Origin of the sequence: Cryptosporangium aurantiacum (assembly GCF_900143005.1) — a bacterium.
In the GTDB taxonomy this organism is placed as follows: Bacteria; Actinomycetota; Actinomycetes; order Mycobacteriales; family Cryptosporangiaceae; genus Cryptosporangium; species Cryptosporangium aurantiacum.
On the sequence record NZ_FRCS01000004.1, the window covers coordinates 673,818 to 690,187 of the forward strand.

A 16,370-nucleotide genomic window follows, 5' to 3' on the forward strand; every position below is an offset into this window, starting at 1 on the left:
TCGTGGTGAGCGCACGCAACGCGCGGGCACTGCCGCGAGCCCAGCTAGCCTGTGCCCGTGTCCTCCGCGATTGGCCAGGTCGAGCGATGGCGGACACGGCAACCGGAAAAGACGGTCCTGGCGGTGGTCCACAACGTCACCTCCGCGATCCGGCTGACCGAGATCCTCACCGTCCTCGATTCCGACCCACGCGTTCAGATCGTCTTCACGGTCACCGGCTCCAGTGCGTTCGGCCGCGGTATCGACGCCTATCTCGAGCGCCTCGGCGCGCACGCCCTGTCGTGGGCCGAGGCAATCACCAGCGAGTTCGACCTCGCGATAGCGACCAGCTACGGCGGTGACCTCGCGGCGATCCGAGCGCCCCTGGTAACCCTCCCGCACGGTATCGGTTACAATAAGTTACTCGAACCATCGAACCATCGAACCATCGAACCATCGAACCATCGAATCTTCCGGTCTTCGGCCTGTCGGCGCCCTGGCTGGCACCGCAGGGCGCGCTCGTCCCCGATGCGCTGGTCCTCTCCTCCGACGAACAACTCGCCCGCCTTCGGCGGTACTACCCGCCGGCTGCCGACGTCGCGGTCGTCGCCGGTGACCCGTGCCTCGACCGGCTGAACGCCAGCCACCATCTCCGGGACGCCTACCGCGCAGCGCTCGGCGTCGAACCGGACCGACGCCTGGTGGTGCTGAGCTCGACCTGGGGTAGCCGATCCTTGGACGGCCGCCTTCCCGGCCTCGCTCTCCAACTGGCCGCCGAGCTCCCCCTCGATCGGTACGCGCTGGTGCTCGCACTCCACCCGAACGTCTGGCACTGGCACTCGCCCTACCAAGTACGGGCATGGATGGCGCCGTACCGACGCGCGGGAGTCGCGCTGCTACCGCCGGAAGAGGGATGGCAGGCAGCGGTGGTGGCCGCGGATCTTGTCGTCGGCGACCACGGCTCGGTGATGTTCTACGCCGCGGCGGCGGATCGACCGATCGCGTTTGCCGTCGTCGAACCGTCCGAGCTGGACCCCGCGTCCCCGATGGCACGGTTGCTGGTCGCCGCGCCACGGCTCGATCCGTCCCAGCCGTTACGCCACCAACTGGACGCCGTGATCCGCGACCCGCAGCACCACCGCTACGTCCACCTCACCGCCGAGGCCAGCAGCGCACCGGGTCAATCCGCCGCGCTGATCCGCGCGCTCCTCTACGAACAGCTCCGGCTGCCCGAACCGAGCGCACCGGCTCGCACCCCGATCGTGCCGATCCCCCGCTCCCCCGACCCGACGCCGGTCACCGCAACCGTGATGACGACCGTTCACCACCGGGACGTCGTCGCGGTCGAGCGCTACCCCGCCGCGTTGCGGCTCGACGATCCCCCGGACGGCGTCACCCACCTGTCGGTGGCCTGGCGCCACGACGATCCGCAGCTGCTGGCGGCGGCCGACACGGTGGTGGCGACCATCGAGGACACCGCCGGGCGTCCCCGCCGTTGGATCCGATCCGCGCTGGGACGTCTGCCGGGTTGCACGCTCGCCGCCGTCGCACTCACCGCGTCCACAAGCTTGATCGGGACGCGGAGCGGGCAGCTGTTCGTGGCTCGCGTGACCGTCGGCGCGCCGGATGCGGCCTGTGTCACCGCCGGTGTGCTGGCGCTGCTGGCCAATCGTTCGACGCCGCCCGTGTTCACCCTCGTCGTCGGAGCGCGGCGCCACCGTGTCCGGCTCACGCCGGTGGCGACGACTCATCCGGCTCGAATTCGAACTCGGCGAACCGCCGAGCGAGAACGCCCGGATCACTGAGCCCGACCGCGCGGCACAGCTCCGCAGCCTGGCCCCAATGGGTGCGCGCTTGATCACGAAGGCCCGCGCGCCCGGCGGCGATCGCCAGCAGCAGCACGACCCGCGCCTCCTGGTACGGCGCGTCGGCCTCGTGCATACCGTCCCGGGCGCCACGCAGGGGCGCCAGCGCGGCCTCCGGCCGACCGGCTCGTAACTCGGTCTCGCCGAGGCTGGTCAGGACGCGGGCCTGGTTGTACTCGTCCGGCAGCGCGACGAACCGATCGATCGCGTCCCGCAGCAACGTGCGAGCGCGATCGTGATCGCCGAGAAGGCTGTAGGCGCGACCGCGATGATGGGTGAGGAGGGCGGCACCTCTGCGGTTGCCCGGATCGGCGGCCGCGACGGCCTGGTCGAACCAGTCCAGCGCCTCCGCACCACGGCGGTCGGCGAGCGCGACCAGCCCCAGCAGCTCCAGCGCGGTCGAGGTGGCCTGTCGATCACCGCAGCGGCGCGCCGTGGCCAGCGCCACCGCGAAGTCTTCGCCGGCCCGGCTTACGTCGCCCATCTCCAGGTGGAAGAGCCCGCGCTGGCACCGGAGCCGGGCCTGCGCCAGGACGTTTCCCAGCCGCTCCGCGACTGCGATCCCCACCGTGTGCGTGGCGACGCCGTCCTGGTGGTGCTTGCGCCGGAAGCAGATCGTCCACAGTGCCTGGCACAGCTGCCAGCACTGTTCAGCCAGCGCTTCGTCGTCAGCCGTGGCCAGGACCGCCGCGACCAGGTTGCCGTGCTCGGCCTCCAGCCACGCCATCGCGGTGGCGCGCTCCGCCGGAGTGCTCGGACCGGTCGGCACCGGATACGGCGGGCCGACCCGCCAGCGTCGCGGCGTGATCAGCACTTCGGCCAGGACCGCTTGCCGCAGGTACCACTCGACGATCGCTCGCCGCGCGTCGGCGCGGACCTCGGCGCCGGTCTCCCCCGCGTGTTCCCAGAACAGATGGTGGAACCTGTAGCGGTCCTCGCCCACCGGTTGGAGGAAGCTGCGGTCGGCGAGATCGTCCAGCCACTCGCGGACGACGTCGAGGTCCTCGCCGACCGCGGCAGCAGCAACCTGCAGACCGAACTCCGGGCCGGGATGCGCGCCGAGCGCACGGTAGAGCGCGGCCACCGGCGGCGACAGCTCCCGGTAGGCGACGTCAAAGCCGGCGCGAAGTGCGACGTCCCCGGCGACGTTCATGCCCAGCAACCGGTGGCCGCGAAGCTGCTCGGCCAGCGTCGTCAGCCGAGTTCTCGGCCGCAACCTGCCCCGGACGCCCACCAGCGTGATCGCCAGCGGCGAGCGTCCGCACAGCTCGACCAGTTCCTCGGCGGCTCCCGGCTCGTCGCGGACACGGTCGTCGCCCACGATTCGACTCAGCAGGTCACGCGCAGCGTCCGTCGGGAGCGGCCCGACGCGCACCTCGACCGGGGTGAGGTCCACCCACAGCGCGCCGAGCGTCGAACGGCTGGTGACCACGACGAGGCTTCCCGGAGAGGCGGGCAGCACCGAGCGCACTTGGGCTGCGGTGACGGCGTCGTCGGCCAGGAGGACGACCCGGCGCGAGTCGGTCCAGGTCCGCCAGTCCTTCTCCCGCCCGTCGAGGGTGTCGGCCACTGCCTCCGGTGCGACGCCGGTCGCCCGGAGCAGCTCGCCGAGTGCGTCGTGCGGAGAGACAGCATGGCCCGTGCTGCCGCCGAGGTCGAGCTGGAAGTGGCCGTCCGGAAACTCGCCCTTGACGACGTCCAGCCAGTGCAACGCCAGCGCCGATTTCCCGGCGCCGCCGGGGCCGACGAGTAACACCACCAGCGGCCCGGTGCGGCTGGAAGCGGCAAGTCCCTCGTTCAGCGCCGCGCGCTGCTGATCGCGGTCGACGAATCGGTCCGGGGCGCGGCGGAGCTGCCGGGGTACGACAGCCTCGGGTGTCGAGCGCCGGTCTCCGGTGTGGATCTCGGCCCGTCCGGCCATCACCAGGAACTCCGCCCTGGCATGGCCGGACAGTTCGTTGCGCACCGATCCGTCGGTCCCGTCCGGCGGAAGCATCTGGACGCCCTCCCTCACCCGACGCACTGAACGGCCTACGGACGGTATCGGCTCGCGGTTACCGTAGAACACCGAGCCCACCGTGCAGAAGGGATCAGCGCATGGATGACGACGCCCCGCCCGAAACACCGACCCCGGAACCCAACCCCGAGGTTCGGAACACGATCAGCGGAGAGGCGGACGTCGAAGCCCGCGCCGTCTTCCAGGCCCACACGATCAGCATCACCATGGAGTGACGACATGGACCCCATCAGCGCCGCCGCTCTCAGCGCCGTCCTCGTTCCGCTGGCCACCGGCGCTGCGGGTGAAGCGGGGAAGCTGGCACTGGATCGGCTCGTGACGTTCGTCCGCGACCGGTTCGGCCGCGGCTCACCTGCCGCCGAAGCCGGCACCGAGCTGATCGCTCACCCCGCAGAAGAGCCGGACGCTCCGCGCCTCGCCGTTCTGCTCGAGCAGGCCGCAGCCGACGAGGACGACGTCGCGGACTGGCTACGCGGCTGGATGCAGAGCAGCGCGCCGCTGGTGGGCGCGCCGACGGAGGTGTCGAACATCGTCGCGGGACAGGCCCGGGTCAGCGGACCGGTGATCCAAGCCCACACGATCTCCGGCCCGATCACCTTCGGCCCACCCGCCCCCTAACGAGGACGCCAGGCAGCGAGCAGGCACGCCGGGCCTCACTCCGGCGCCTTGCTCCGCTCGTGCAGCTCACGCTGAGCCGATGGACGCGCCGAGCCACACGCGAACCGTGCTCGTACCAATAAGATTGTCGCGACTAGGCCAGGACGTGGGTGACGCTGTCGGACTCGACTCGCCCGTTCAGACGCGAGCGGTCGAGGTTCGCGCAGAGCACCACCGACGCGCCGACCGCGAGCGGCGCCAGCAGCCACTCGACCGGATGCTCGTGCGCGTCGGCGTCCACCAGCAACCGGTCCCCGCCGCGCAGCCCGAGGTTGGCACCGACCTCGGCCGCGAGCCGCCCCCACTCCCGGAACGTCGTCCCGTCGACCGTCGCCGCGTCGATCCAGCTCAGCGGCGCCGCCGAGGGCAGCGTGTCGGTGTAGCGGGATACCTCAGCGAGGTAGTCGCGACAGCCGGACGGCGTCGGCCCCACGACGAAGCGGTGGCGCGCTGCCGGGGGAGAATCGAGCCAGCTCCGCAGACGGGCCGCGCTGACGAAGCTCGCGTCGACCGGTGCCGCCGGAGCCAGGCCCGCGGTGGCCCAGAGCCGGAACGACACCGAGAGGCCAGCAGCCCAGGCGCCGAGCAGCACACCCGCCGTCCGCCAGTGCGGTGGCAACGCTACGGCGACCTGGTCACCGACGCCGAGCCCGCAGCCCTCGTGGAGTAATCCCGCGGTGCGGGCGGCCCACCCGCTCAACGCGCGGACGGTGAGTTCGACGCGCTCGCTCGTGGCGTCGTCGTAATAGGTGAGCACGGTTCGGTCGCGCACCGCCGGCGCGGTCGCACCCAGCAGCGCAGGAAGCATGCCGTCAGGCTAGCCTGACGGCGGATGTCAGGAAAGGCTGACATCAGCAACCGAGCTGATCCGCCCTGGCTTCTTCCGTGGGTCGAGGCAAGGATGGACGCATGGCTTTCAGTGTGCTGGGCGCCCCGACGACGGCCGGATCCCACAACGCAGGCCAGGAAACCGCTCCCCGGGTACTGCGTGAGGCCGGCCTCCTCGACGCGTTGAAAGCGCGGGGCTTGGACGTTCACGACGCCGGTGACACCCCGCCGATGGCGTACCAACCGCAGGGCGTCGGCGTCGTCGCGCGCGACCTGGCCCGGGTCACCGAGCAGGCGGCGGCGGTGGCGCGCGGTGTCGCGGCGATCGCCAGGGAGGGCCGCGTCCCGCTCGTCCTCGGCGGAGACTGCTCCATCGAGGTGGGTGTGGTCGCGGGCCTGATCGACGCCGGACGCGACCCCGTGCTGGCCTATTTCGACGGTGACCTGGACCTGTCGACGCCGGCCGACAGCACGTCCGGCGTGCTGGACTCGATGGTGCTGGCGCACCTGCTGGGGCTGGCCGACACCGGCCTGTCCCGACTCGGCCCGCGCTTCCCGCTGCTGGCGCCGGACCGCGTGCTGGCCGTCGGTTTCCATCCGGTCGAGGCGAGTCCGGCGCACCACGCGTGGCTGAAGTCGAGCGCGGTCACGGCGCTTCCGGTCACCGAGCTGGACGGCACGGCGAGCCAGATCCGCGCCGCGGTGGATCCGCTCGCCGCGCGTGGTCCGGTGCTGGTCCACTTCGACGTCGATGTGATCGACAGCGGTGATTTCCCGCTGGCGAACTTCCCGCACTTCAACGGAGGGCTGACCGCGGACGCGGCATTCGCCGTCCTGGGCGCGCTCTGCGACGTGCCCGACCTCGCCGCCGTCGTGGTGACCGAGGTGAACCCCAACAACGACGTCGACGGGACGCTGATCCGCCGCCTCGTCAACGGGCTGGTCGACGCCCTGAGCTGACCACTATCCGCCGGGTCGCTCGAGACGACGGCCGAGGCGGAGCGTGACGCCGCCGAGCACGAGGTGCAGCACACCGGCACCGGGCCGAGCACGAGCAGCAATCCGAGCCAGGCCCGGACGTCGGTCTTGTTCGGGGCAAGTTGCTGTACCGCAATTGGGAGGAGCTCGCCCGGATCCACGTCGCCTATCTGCGACTCAACGCCGGACGATTTCCGACCGACGCGCGCTTGGCGAACCTCATCGGTGAGCTGACGATGCGCAGCGATCAGTTCGCCACCATGTGGGCGACCGGTGAGGTCTCCGACTGCACCACCGGCGACATGTACCTCCAGCACCCCACCGTCGGCACGGTGACCGTCGCGTACCAGGTGTGGTTGCAGCCCGACAGCCCGGGCCACCGGCTCGAGATCTACACGCCGAACGACGCCTCCTCCGCGGGCGCCGTGAAGCTCCTCGCCCAGAGCGCTAGGACCCGACGATCAGCTTGCGGGCAAGGCTCGGAATCCCTCTGATGCTCTCCATCTCGTAGTTGGACAGGATCACGGTCACGTACCCGCTGTCCGGGTAGAACTCGAGCACGGCCACCGCGCCGTTCGAGGCGGCACCGTTGTAGCCGTAGGACCAACGGTCGCCGGCGAGGGTGATGCCGGGCCCGTACCCGGTGAAGACAATCGTCGACGCCCCGGGCGGCGGCAACGAGGGGAGCTTCGGGCTGAGCACCAGCCGGGTGTACGCCGGGTTCAGCAGCCGTTCCTCCCACAACGCGTGCGCGAACCGCGCCATCTGGTCGCAGGTCGCGAAGGCGCCGGGCAGGAACATCTGTTCGGCGGTGTTGTCGATTCGCTCCTTCGAGCCCTTCGGCCGGTAGTAGCCGTGGGCGATGCGGTGGTTGGCGCGGATCTGCGGCACGGTGTAGTAGCCGGCGTCACCCATCCCGGCCGGGCGGACGATGTGTTCGCGGACGTAGTCGTGGAACGTCTGCCCGGACACGCGCGCGACGATCTGTTCGAGCACGAAGTATCCCGAGTTGCTGTACCGCGAGCCTGCGCCCGGAGCGAAGGCCGGCGTTTCCTTGCGGACGAACCCGGCCATGGCGTCCGTCTGCTGTTGCACGCTGGTCCACGTGCGGGCCGCATCGAAGAAGCCGGGATCGCCGAAGAAGTCACCCAGGCCCGAGGTGTGGGTGAGCAGATGGTGGAGCGTCACGTGGTCGGAGATCTTGGCCGGGAAGCCGTCCAGGTGGGCGCCGATCGTGTCGTTGTAGTTCAGCGTGCCCCGCTGGGCGAGCTGCGCCACCGCGACAGCGGTGAACAGTTTGGCGACCGAGGCCAGACCGAACAGCGTGTCGCGCTTGATGGACACCGACCGTGCCTTGTCGGCCATGCCGTACGACCGGGACAGCACGGTCCGCCCCTCATGTGTGATCAGCACGCTGCCGGAGAACACATCCCGGTCCGCCATGCCGGCGATCAACTTGTCCAGTTCGCCGCCGGGCCGTAAGCCCGCCGGCACTCGCCGGGTCGGATGCGCACCGACGGGTTGGCCGCCCGCGGTCCAGACGGCCAGCCCTCCGGTGGCGGCCAGCGAACCGGCGCCCAGTAGGCCGAGAGCAGCCCGACGACTCGTGGTCATGATGGTTCCTTTCTGACTGGCTAGAACGCTGACCACGTCTACTGACCGACGCCGATCGGTAGCCGATCGACGAGCTATATCCGTTCCATAGGTGGGCGTTGCGATACTCGCCGGATGCGGGTGCTACTGGTTGAGGACGAGCAGCCGCTCGCCGCATACATCGCGGTCGGACTGCGCAAGCACGGGTTTGCGGTAGATCTGGCGGAGGATGGGCAGACCGCGCTGGACAAGTGCGATGTCATGCCGTACGACGTGGTCGTCCTGGACCGGGACCTGCCGATCGTCCACGGCGACACGGTGTGCCGCCGGCTCGCCGAGCGGGGGACGTCACGGGTGCTGATGCTGACCGCGTCGGACGCCGTCGAGGACCGGGTGGGTGGGCTGACGCTCGGCGCGGACGACTACCTGGGCAAGCCGTTCGCGTTCTCCGAACTGGTCGCGCGAGTGCATGCGCTGGGCCGGCGCAGCACCCCCGCCCGCCCGCCGGTGCTGCGCGCGGCCGGGGTGTCGCTCGATCCGGCCCGCCGCACGGCCGAACGGGAGGGGCGGTTGCTGCGCCTGACGCCCAAGGAGTTCGGAGTGCTCGAGTTGCTGCTCGCGGCGGGCGGTGACGTGGTCAGTGCGGAGACCCTGCTGGACAAGGTGTGGGACGAGCACGCGGACCCGTTCACCAACGCGATCCGGATCACCGTGGGTACGCTGCGCCGCAAGCTCGGGGACCCGCCGCTGATCGAGACGGTGACCGGCGCCGGCTACCGGCTCACCGGAGCGGGCTGATGCGGCTGACCGCCCGCGCCCGTCTGACCCTGCTGCTGATCGGCTTGGTGCTGGCCGCCGGTACGGTGCTCGCCGCACTCACCTACCTGCTGATGCGGCAGAACCTGCGGCATCGTTCGTTCTTCCTCGAGGTCGACCCGAGCGGTGGCGCGACGCCCCCGCCGTCGACACCCCTGCGCGATCAATCCGAGCGGGTGGTCGCCGACACGCTGTCGGCCCTGGCGGTCCAGGCCGGCCTGGCGCTCGTCGTGGTGACCGCGCTGGCCGCCCTGCTCGGGTGGCTGGTGGCCGGGCGGGTGCTGCGGCCGATCCGCGCGATCTCGTCGACCGCGCGGCGGTTGTCCGCCGAGAACCTCACCGAGCGGGTGCCGGTCACCGCGCCCGCCGACGAGTTGTCCGTGCTCGCCGGCACGGTCAACGACATGCTCGATCGCATCCAGCGCGGCGTCGCCGAGCGCGAACAGATCCTCGGCAGCCAGCGATTGTTCACCGCCAACGCCGCCCACGAGCTGCGGACACCGCTGACCACCGCGCGCACCGCGATCGACGTGACCCTGGACGGCGAGCCCGACCGCGCCGAGTTGCTCACGATGGCCGGGGATGTCCGCTCCGCCGTCGAGCACGTGCAGCGCATTCTGGACGGCCTGCTCCTGCTGGCCCGCAGCCAGGCCGGCATCGGCGCGGCCGAACCCGCCGACCTGGCCGACCTCGCTGCCGGTGCCCTCGAGGACGCGAAGGACCGGGCGCGCGGCCTCGACCTCCGCACTGACCTGCAACCGGCGCCGGTGAGCGGCGAGCCGATCCTGCTGGAACGAATGATCGGCAACCTGGTCGACAACGCGATCCGCTACAACCGCCCCGGCGGGCAGCTTACGGTCACCACCGGCACGGCGGACGGGCTCGCCGTCTTGCGTGTCGTCAACACCGGCCGGTGCATCCCGCCCGACCAGGCCCAGACGCTGCTGGAACCGTTCGTCCACGGGTACGGCGCCCGGGTCCACACCGACCGGCTGGGGCTGGGCCTGTCGATCGTGCAGGCGGTCGCGCTCGCTCACCGCGGGCGGATTCAGGTCACCGCCCCGGACGGCGGCGGCCTGGACGTCACCGTCCACCTCCCGCTCAGCTCGCTAGGCCGGCCGACTGTGCTTTGATTCGGTAGGTGGGCGCGGACGGGCCGGTGGCCGGAGATCTCGGATACATCCTTACGGCCGTGGAGAACGCGGCGCCGGTCGACGCCGTGGAGGCAGTAACCCGGCAGCTGGGGGCCAGCCTCGGCGCAACCGCGGTGTCGTTCCTCGTCGCCGACCTGAGTGGCAGGGCCCTGGTCCGGCTGGCTCATTTTCCGCTGGTCGGAGCCGCGGAAGCCCGGCGACAGGATGAGGAAGTCGCCACGGTCCTCCCGTTCAACGGTGGGCCGCAGGAACAGGCGGTGCGTTCCCAGCGCGTGCAGGTTCACGCCGGTGCGAACGGCGGTCACGTGATCCTCGCACCGGTCACCGAACGCGGTGAGGCCATCGGCGTGCTGGAGATCAGCCTTCCGACCGAACCCGATGAATCGACGCTCGAGGCCGCCAGCCGGGGCGCTCACGCCCTCGCGTTCGTCGTGATCGCCGCCCGACGCCACACCGACCTCTTCGAGTGGGGCCAGCGCACCAGCCGTTTCAACCTCGCCGCCGAGATCCAACGACGACTGCTGCCCGCGGCCTTCACGTGCGAGGCAGCCGCGTTCTCCCTCTCGGGCTGGCTCGAGCCGGCAGCCACCATCGGCGGTGACACCTTCGACTACAGCCTGGCCCGCGACGCCTTGCACCTGAGCATGACCGACGCGATGGGCCACGGCGTGGATAGCGCATTGCTCGCCACCCTCGCCGTCGGGAGCCTCCGCAACACCCGCCGCCAAGGATTGCCGCTCGCCGACCGGGCCGCCGCGGCGAACCTGGCGCTGACCGACAACGCACCAAAGGGCTTCGGATTCGCCACCGGCATCCTCGCCCGGCTCGACCTGCCCACCGGCAACCTCAGTCTGGTCAACGCCGGCCACGTACCGCCGCTGCTGATCCGTGGCCGGATGGTCGAGACACTGCACCTCCCGATCGACCTGGCCTTCGGGATTCGCCGCGAGCAGACCTACCGCACCACCGACGTGGCACTGCGACCGGGCGACCGCGTCGTCCTGCTCACCGACGGCATGGTCGAACGCCGCGCTGCCGCGCTGGAGTTGACGGCCCGCCTACTGGAGCTGGCCGAAACGCACCCCAGAGAAGTGGTCCGCGCACTCGGGGACGCTGTTCTGAGCGTCGCTGGTCCCACCCTTACCGACGACGCGTCTCTTCTCGTCCTCGACTGGTACGGCGACCACGGCACCCAACGAACCACCCACAACGGCGCCGACCTCACACGAGCGACGGCAACGCAGGACACCTAGGGGCGCCCCTCATCAAGGCTGACGGCCGACGCCGGCGGGTCGCGTCGTACGGACCGGTGGCACGTCGTCGGCTCCGGCGGCGAGGTCAGCCGGACGACCGGTGGTGCTCGTCGCGGTCAACGCAGCGGCGAAAAGTACCAATTGGTTGACGGCGTTAAGAAAGACCAACAGTCCGACCGAGCCGGCGACCAGTTGGTAGGTGGGATTGGCCTCGGTGTGCTGCACGTAGAGCCGTCCGAGGGTCTTGAGCAGTTCCAGGCCGACGGCCACCAGCAGCGCCGGCCCCAGAACGCGTCGCCACGGCATCCGCACCCGCGGCAGTCCAGTCAGCATGCCCAGGGCCAGAACCACGTTCACACCGATGCCCAGCAGCACCCCCAGCGCGCCGAGCAGCCACCGCGAGCCGGTGGCGCCGGGGTCCGTCGCGACAACCAGCCCGTTCGCGGCCACGGTGGTCCCGTATGCCACCACCAGCGAGGCAGCCAGCAGCAGCCCCAGGCCGGCCAGCACCAGCAAGTCGACGAGCACCCGGACGACGAGGTTGCCGGGGTACTCCGTTAGCTGCCACATCCTGCGGATCGAGGACCGCAACGCATCGACCCAAAACCAGCCGGTGATCGGCAGGCCGATGAACGCGATGATGCCGACGGTGCGCCGGACGCGGCGCATCGACTCCACATCGAGGCTGGGCACGTTCTCGGCGACGTACCGTTCCACCGTGCGCAGCACCGCGGGGTCGTCCAGGACGAACCCGAAAGCGGCGAAGCTCAGCAAGCCGAGCGCGAACATGGCGAAGAACGCGTAGTACGTCACTGCGGCGGCGAGCCGTCCGCCGTCAGCCTCGTCGTAGCGCAGCGCGGCGCGGACGAGGTGATCCAGCCAACCGACCCGCCGACGGAGCCGCCGCCAGGCCGTCGGAATCCACCGGAGGAAACGCCGCCCCGTCACGGGGCGCGGGTACCCCCCGAGAATGACTTCATCTCCCTTCCGTCACCGAAATCAGCTACGGCGGCCCCTAGCTGATACGGGCCATCGCGCACATGTCCGAACGACGCATGGTGGCGGTTCGCAGGACAAAATTGGCTCGTGGTGAAGGCCGCCACAAGATCACCTCGGTGTCGGCAGGCATCACCTGGAACAGCCGGACCAGGAAGTTGAGAAGTGCCGAGCCTGCGTAGGTCACCGCGGCAAGGTCGATCAGCACGACGGGCGCCCTGTCGTCGGCTAGCCAGTCGACGGCATCGGACAACAGCCTGGTTGCGGCCGTGTCGACATCGCCGACCAAGCTCACTCGGGCCTGACCGGTCGCGGTTGGAGCGGCCGAAACGGTGACCGTGAGCCCTGCTTGAGACCGGTGAAAGGTGTCACCCGATGGCATAGCCCGCCTCCGACAGAGCGATGCATGCCGGGTCTGGGGCAACGGCCCACCACGGGGACCGCTCTCCGATCCTACGGCGCCGGGCGCTCCGCAGCTAGCCGACAACGGCTCCGGGAAGAAGCCAATTTTCGGATGCCGGGTTGTGAGAGGAGTACCGTGGAAATATTGAGGACCGGAGCCTCTGGTCCTGCTGCCCAGGCCCTCGGCGGTCAATTCGAGACACCGAGAGAGGCCTCGTTGTGCCCCGCAGGAATCGCCGCCCGCAGTTTCTCGGTACTCTTTCCCTGAGCCGGACTCGAATCCCCTGCTCCGTGGGGGGAAATCGTGGCTGAGCGGGAAAGCGTCATCAGACAACTCATCGAGGCTCAACCGTCTTCACCCGGCAGCAGGGGGACCCTGCTGCGAATCTGCCGCGCCGCGTCGGAGTCGCTCGCGGCGTCGGGGGCCGGGATCAGCGTGTTCACCCCCGACTCCGTCCGGGGGATGTGCGCCGCCTCGGACCCTCGGAGCGAACGGCTCGAGGAGCTGCAGTTCGTTCTCGGGGAAGGCCCGTGCGTTGACGCCTTCGACAGCCGCCGTCCCGTCCTCGTCGGTGACCTCGCCGAGGACGGTATGGCCCGGTGGCCGATGTACGCGCCTGCCGTGCACGATCACGGTGTCCGAGCGGTGTTCGCGATTCCGCTGCAGATCGGCGGGGCTCGTCTCGGCGTCCTCGACGTGTTCCGCGATCGGGCGGGCGCGTTGTCCAGCGAGCAACTCACCGACGCGTTGACGTTCGCCGACGTCGCCGTCTCCGCGCTCCTCGACGAACAAGACGGCCTCGGCGCCGCGGGCCGCGCGGGCATCACCGACGCGGTCGAACATCGGGCGGAACTATTCCAGGCTCAGGGGATGGTGATGGTGCAGATCGGCGGGACAATCAGTGAGGCCATGGCCCGCATGCGCGCGTACGCGTACGCCGAGAGCCGCGGCCTGAGCGAGATCGCCCGTGACGTCGTCACCGGCCGTCTGAGCTTCGAGCAGGATAATTCGTGACCGCGAAAATTCAACGTCCAGACGCCGGGAGGCAGGTATGACGACCGTTTCCGCTGAGCGGTTGGCGTCGATTTTCGTCGATGTCGCCGACACGCTCGTCGAGCAATTCGACCTGCTCGAGTTCCTGCACATGCTCACCGACCGAACCGCTGACCTCGTGAGCGCTGCGGCGGTGGGGCTGGTATTGGCCGACAAAGACGGACGTTTGGAATTCATGGCCGGATCGAACGAGAACGTCAAACTTCTCGAACTTTTCCAGCTACAGACCCAACAGGGACCCTGCCTCGATGCCTACCGCACCGGACGCCCCGTCATCAACGTCAATCTGGGCGAAGCAGCCGACCGGTGGCCCTGGTTCGCCCCCCGGGCCACCGCCAGCGGCTACCAGTCCGTCCATGCGTTCCCGCTGCGGCTGCGCAACCAGACCATCGGCGCGCTGAACGTCTTCGGTAGCGCCGAAGGCGGCGATTTCGACGAGAACGACGTTCCGATCGTGCAGGCACTCGCCGACGTCGCCGCCATTTCACTGCTGCAGGAACGCGCGATCCGCCGCGGCGAGGTCCTCACCGAGCAGCTTCAAGGCGCGCTCAACAGCCGCATCGTGATCGAACAAGCCAAAGGTGCCATCGCCCAGATCCACCACATCAGCGTCGACGAAGCGTTCGTCCGGATCCGTGCCTACGCTCGCAACAACAACAAGAGGCTCACCGACGTCGCCCACGCCGTGGTTGCCGACCGAACCCGCGTGCCCGGCCTAGCCTGATCCTCGACCGCCCGTCCTTTTGGCAGGAGCAAGCTCTGGTGGAGGTCTCTTCTCTGGTTTGGGGCCTGACGATCGCAGCGATCGTCGGGCTCCTCCTGTTCGACTTCGTCTTCCACGTCCGCAAGGCCCATGTGCCCACGCTTCGCGAGGCCGCGCTCTGGTCGGCGCTCTACGTCGGAATGGCGCTGCTCTTCGGCGTCGGGGTCTTCGCGCTCGGCGGCACCCAGGCGGGATCGGAGTACTTCGCCGGCTACGTCACGGAGAAGGCGCTCTCGGTCGACAACCTGTTCGTCTTCCTCATCATCATGACCAGCTTCCGCGTGCCCCGCGAGGACCAGCAGAAGGTGCTGCTGTTCGGCATCGTGTTCTCACTCGTGGCGCGGACCGCGTTCATCTTCCTGGGCTCCGCGCTGATCAATTCCTTCGCCTGGGTCTTCTACGTGTTCGGCCTGATCCTGCTGCTCACCGCCGGGAACATGCTCAAGCCCGAGGACAAGGAGTCCCGCACCGCGGACAACCTCGCGGTACGGCTCGGCCGCCGGTTCTTCCACACCACCGACTACTTCGACGGCGACAAGCTGTTCACCGTCCACGAGGGCAAGCGGGCGATGACCCCGATGCTGCTGGTGATGGTGGCCATCGGCGGCACCGACGTCCTGTTCGCCCTCGACTCGATCCCGGCGATCTTCGGGCTCACCCAGAGCACTTACATCGTCTTCACGGCCACCGCGTTCTCGCTGCTGGGGCTGCGGCAGCTGTTCTTCCTCATCGACGGCCTGCTGGACCGCCTCATCTATCTCTCGTACGGCCTGGCCGCGATCCTGGGGTTCATCGGGGTGAAGCTGATCCTGCACGCGCTGCACGAGAACAACGTCCCGTTCATCAACAACGGCACATCGGTTCACGTGGCGGAGATCAGCACCGGGTTGTCCCTGAGCGTGATCGTCGGAGTCCTGCTGGTGACGGTCGTGGCCTCGATGCTCAGCCCCGCGGGCAAAGCGCGTACCGCGATCGCCGGCGCACGTCGGCACGCCGCGTCGTACCTGGACGCGGAGTACACGACCGACCCGGCCGAGCGCGAACGAATCTTCCGCCTGCTGCTCGCCGAGCGCGATCAGATCGTGGCGCTCGGGCCGAAGTACCGGCAAATGGTCCGAGACGAACCTGCCCTGATGGCTCTCCTCCAGCGCGCCCGCGACAGCCATGACGCCGCGGTCGAGCGAGGAGAAGCGCCACCGGCAGGCCCGTCGAAGATCCTGCCGCGCCCATGACGGCGCCGGTGTTCTCAGCCCAGGGTGGCGGACGACGCGTCGGTCCGAGCCGCGGATCCGCCGTCCGAGGTCTCTTCCGCCTTGAGGAGGGACGTCCCGTGTGAGCCGTTGTTACCGCGCGCGGCGGCCGCCATGGCCGCCACCGCGGCCGCCTCGCCGGTGTCCGGCGGAACCACGAGGAGGTCAAGACGGTCGCGCCCGGCGCCGGAGACGCTGAGCTCGTGGATGTCCGCGGGGCCGTACCACCCGAGCCGGACGGTGCGCCCCCCGACCGCGATTCGCCGGGGTGTGCTCTGCCAGAGCGTCTTGTTGAACGTGATCCGGTGGACGGTGCCCACCTGCGCATCCAACGCGGCGATCAAGGCGGGTAGCTCGGCGAGAGGATCAGTGGAATACGGCCACCAACCGCCGTCGAGCATGCCTTTTCCCGACAGCGTCGAATCGAGCTGAATTCGGGCTTCTGAGGTGGTGGCAGCGGTGACGTCCATGACATCGACCTGTCTCCGGAAAATATCCGGTAATCGCTGTTCGACCGAGCCGACGCGGACGATGATGTCGACGCTCAAATGACTCGGTACTCCAATAGTAGCCTGACCCTGGTTACCGAAACGAAAAGTTATTGATCGACGTTGCGCTTGGCCGCCAGCCGGATCGGATCGGGCCACCGGACGTCCCACACCCAGCCGAGTTTCTCGAAGCCCCAGATCAGCCGGGCCGACGGGTCGAGCTGTCCGCGCAGTACGCCGTGCCGCGCGCCGGTCGGGTCGGCGTGGTGGGAGTTGT

Annotated in this window: 17 protein-coding genes and 2 pseudogenes; 12 read left to right on the forward strand and 7 right to left on the reverse strand. The window is 69.5% G+C overall.

Translation table 11 applies throughout. The features are described from left to right. Positions 1–57 precede the first annotated feature (57 nt). Both BUB75_RS47665 and BUB75_RS17470 read left to right on the forward strand, forming a co-directional pair. Positions 58–615, forward strand: coding sequence for a hypothetical protein (locus BUB75_RS47665; protein ID WP_245806274.1), 558 nt, complete (start codon positions 58–60; stop codon positions 613–615). Further along, on the forward strand, positions 513–1,784 hold the full coding sequence (locus BUB75_RS17470) for a CDP-glycerol glycerophosphotransferase family protein (protein WP_245806277.1): 1,272 nt from the start codon (positions 513–515) through the stop codon (positions 1,782–1,784). The genes BUB75_RS47665 and BUB75_RS17470 overlap by 103 nt, the downstream gene beginning before the upstream one ends. Here BUB75_RS17470 and BUB75_RS17475 read toward each other — a convergent pair. Then, on the reverse strand, positions 1,708–3,858 hold the full coding sequence (locus BUB75_RS17475) for a tetratricopeptide repeat protein (protein ID WP_073258346.1): 2,151 nt from the start codon (positions 3,856–3,858) through the stop codon (positions 1,708–1,710). The two genes, BUB75_RS17470 and BUB75_RS17475, sit on opposite strands and share 77 nt — an antisense overlap. A gap of 83 nt (positions 3,859–3,941) precedes the next feature. Here BUB75_RS17475 and BUB75_RS48150 point away from each other — a divergent pair, with 83 nt between their 5' ends. Together BUB75_RS48150 and BUB75_RS17480 are read left to right on the forward strand one after the other, a co-directional pair. Then, positions 3,942–4,076 (forward strand): hypothetical protein, encoded by a 135-nt coding sequence (locus BUB75_RS48150; protein ID WP_281248323.1) that lies wholly within the window; start codon positions 3,942–3,944, stop codon positions 4,074–4,076. Between the two features lie 4 nt (positions 4,077–4,080). Further along, positions 4,081–4,479 (forward strand): hypothetical protein, encoded by a 399-nt coding sequence (locus BUB75_RS17480; RefSeq protein ID WP_073258347.1) that lies wholly within the window; start codon positions 4,081–4,083, stop codon positions 4,477–4,479. 133 nt (positions 4,480–4,612) lie between these two features. Here the strand turns inward: BUB75_RS17480 and BUB75_RS17485 are convergent, their stop codons facing one another. Then, entirely contained in the window at positions 4,613–5,326 is a 714-nt protein-coding gene (locus BUB75_RS17485) for a TIGR03089 family protein (RefSeq protein WP_073258352.1), read from the reverse strand. 101 nt (positions 5,327–5,427) lie between these two features. Between BUB75_RS17485 and BUB75_RS17490 the strand changes: the two genes are divergently transcribed. Then, complete coding sequence (locus tag BUB75_RS17490; RefSeq protein ID WP_073258353.1) at positions 5,428–6,306, forward strand: arginase family protein; 879 nt, start codon at positions 5,428–5,430, stop codon at positions 6,304–6,306. Positions 6,307–6,449: 143 nt separating this feature from the next. After that, positions 6,450–6,818 (forward strand): annotated as a pseudogene (locus tag BUB75_RS17495) (MmyB family transcriptional regulator); the annotation flags it as partial. Here BUB75_RS17495 and BUB75_RS17500 read toward each other — a convergent pair. Next, on the reverse strand, positions 6,772–7,938 hold the full coding sequence (locus BUB75_RS17500; protein WP_073258354.1) for a serine hydrolase domain-containing protein: 1,167 nt from the start codon (positions 7,936–7,938) through the stop codon (positions 6,772–6,774). The pseudogene BUB75_RS17495 and the gene BUB75_RS17500 overlap by 47 nt on opposite strands. Positions 7,939–8,052: 114 nt before the next feature. Here BUB75_RS17500 and BUB75_RS17505 point away from each other — a divergent pair, with 114 nt between their 5' ends. The 3 genes from BUB75_RS17505 to BUB75_RS17515 are packed head-to-tail and all read left to right on the forward strand — an operon-like array spanning position 8,053 to position 11,140. Continuing rightward, positions 8,053–8,715: a response regulator transcription factor gene (locus BUB75_RS17505; protein WP_073258355.1), complete on the forward strand. Its 663-nt coding sequence runs from the start codon at positions 8,053–8,055 to the stop codon at positions 8,713–8,715. Beyond that, complete coding sequence (locus BUB75_RS17510) at positions 8,715–9,866, forward strand: sensor histidine kinase (RefSeq protein WP_143175259.1); 1,152 nt, start codon at positions 8,715–8,717, stop codon at positions 9,864–9,866. The genes BUB75_RS17505 and BUB75_RS17510 overlap by 1 nt, the downstream gene beginning before the upstream one ends. Before the next feature lie 8 nt (positions 9,867–9,874). Beyond that, entirely contained in the window at positions 9,875–11,140 is a 1,266-nt protein-coding gene (locus BUB75_RS17515; RefSeq protein WP_073258356.1) for a PP2C family protein-serine/threonine phosphatase, read from the forward strand. A gap of 12 nt (positions 11,141–11,152) precedes the next feature. On the opposite strand, the gene BUB75_RS17520 is transcribed toward BUB75_RS17515, so the two are convergent. Then, positions 11,153–12,088 (reverse strand): YihY/virulence factor BrkB family protein, encoded by a 936-nt coding sequence (locus BUB75_RS17520; RefSeq protein ID WP_073258357.1) that lies wholly within the window; start codon positions 12,086–12,088, stop codon positions 11,153–11,155. 67 nt (positions 12,089–12,155) lie between these two features. Next, positions 12,156–12,431 carry an STAS domain-containing protein gene (locus BUB75_RS17525; protein WP_073258360.1) on the reverse strand — a complete coding sequence of 92 codons (276 nt, stop codon included), beginning with the start codon at positions 12,429–12,431 and terminating at the stop codon, positions 12,156–12,158. 411 nt (positions 12,432–12,842) lie between these two features. Between BUB75_RS17525 and BUB75_RS17530 the strand changes: the two genes are divergently transcribed. The 3 genes from BUB75_RS17530 to BUB75_RS17540 are packed head-to-tail and all read left to right on the forward strand — an operon-like array spanning position 12,843 to position 15,587. Further along, positions 12,843–13,553 carry a GAF and ANTAR domain-containing protein gene (locus tag BUB75_RS17530; RefSeq protein ID WP_218617579.1) on the forward strand — a complete coding sequence of 237 codons (711 nt, stop codon included), beginning with the start codon at positions 12,843–12,845 and terminating at the stop codon, positions 13,551–13,553. 37 nt (positions 13,554–13,590) lie between these two features. Further along, positions 13,591–14,316: a GAF and ANTAR domain-containing protein gene (locus BUB75_RS17535; RefSeq protein WP_073258366.1), complete on the forward strand. Its 726-nt coding sequence runs from the start codon at positions 13,591–13,593 to the stop codon at positions 14,314–14,316. Positions 14,317–14,354: 38 nt separating this feature from the next. After that, complete coding sequence (locus BUB75_RS17540) at positions 14,355–15,587, forward strand: TerC family protein (protein WP_073258368.1); 1,233 nt, start codon at positions 14,355–14,357, stop codon at positions 15,585–15,587. A gap of 14 nt (positions 15,588–15,601) precedes the next feature. Here BUB75_RS17540 and BUB75_RS17545 read toward each other — a convergent pair whose 3' ends face one another. Beyond that, positions 15,602–16,252 carry a DUF5994 family protein gene (locus BUB75_RS17545; RefSeq protein WP_178379892.1) on the reverse strand — a complete coding sequence of 217 codons (651 nt, stop codon included), beginning with the start codon at positions 16,250–16,252 and terminating at the stop codon, positions 15,602–15,604. After that, a pseudogene (locus BUB75_RS48510) lies at positions 16,204–16,370 on the reverse strand (acyl-CoA desaturase); the annotation flags it as partial. The gene BUB75_RS17545 and the pseudogene BUB75_RS48510, both read right to left, overlap by 49 nt.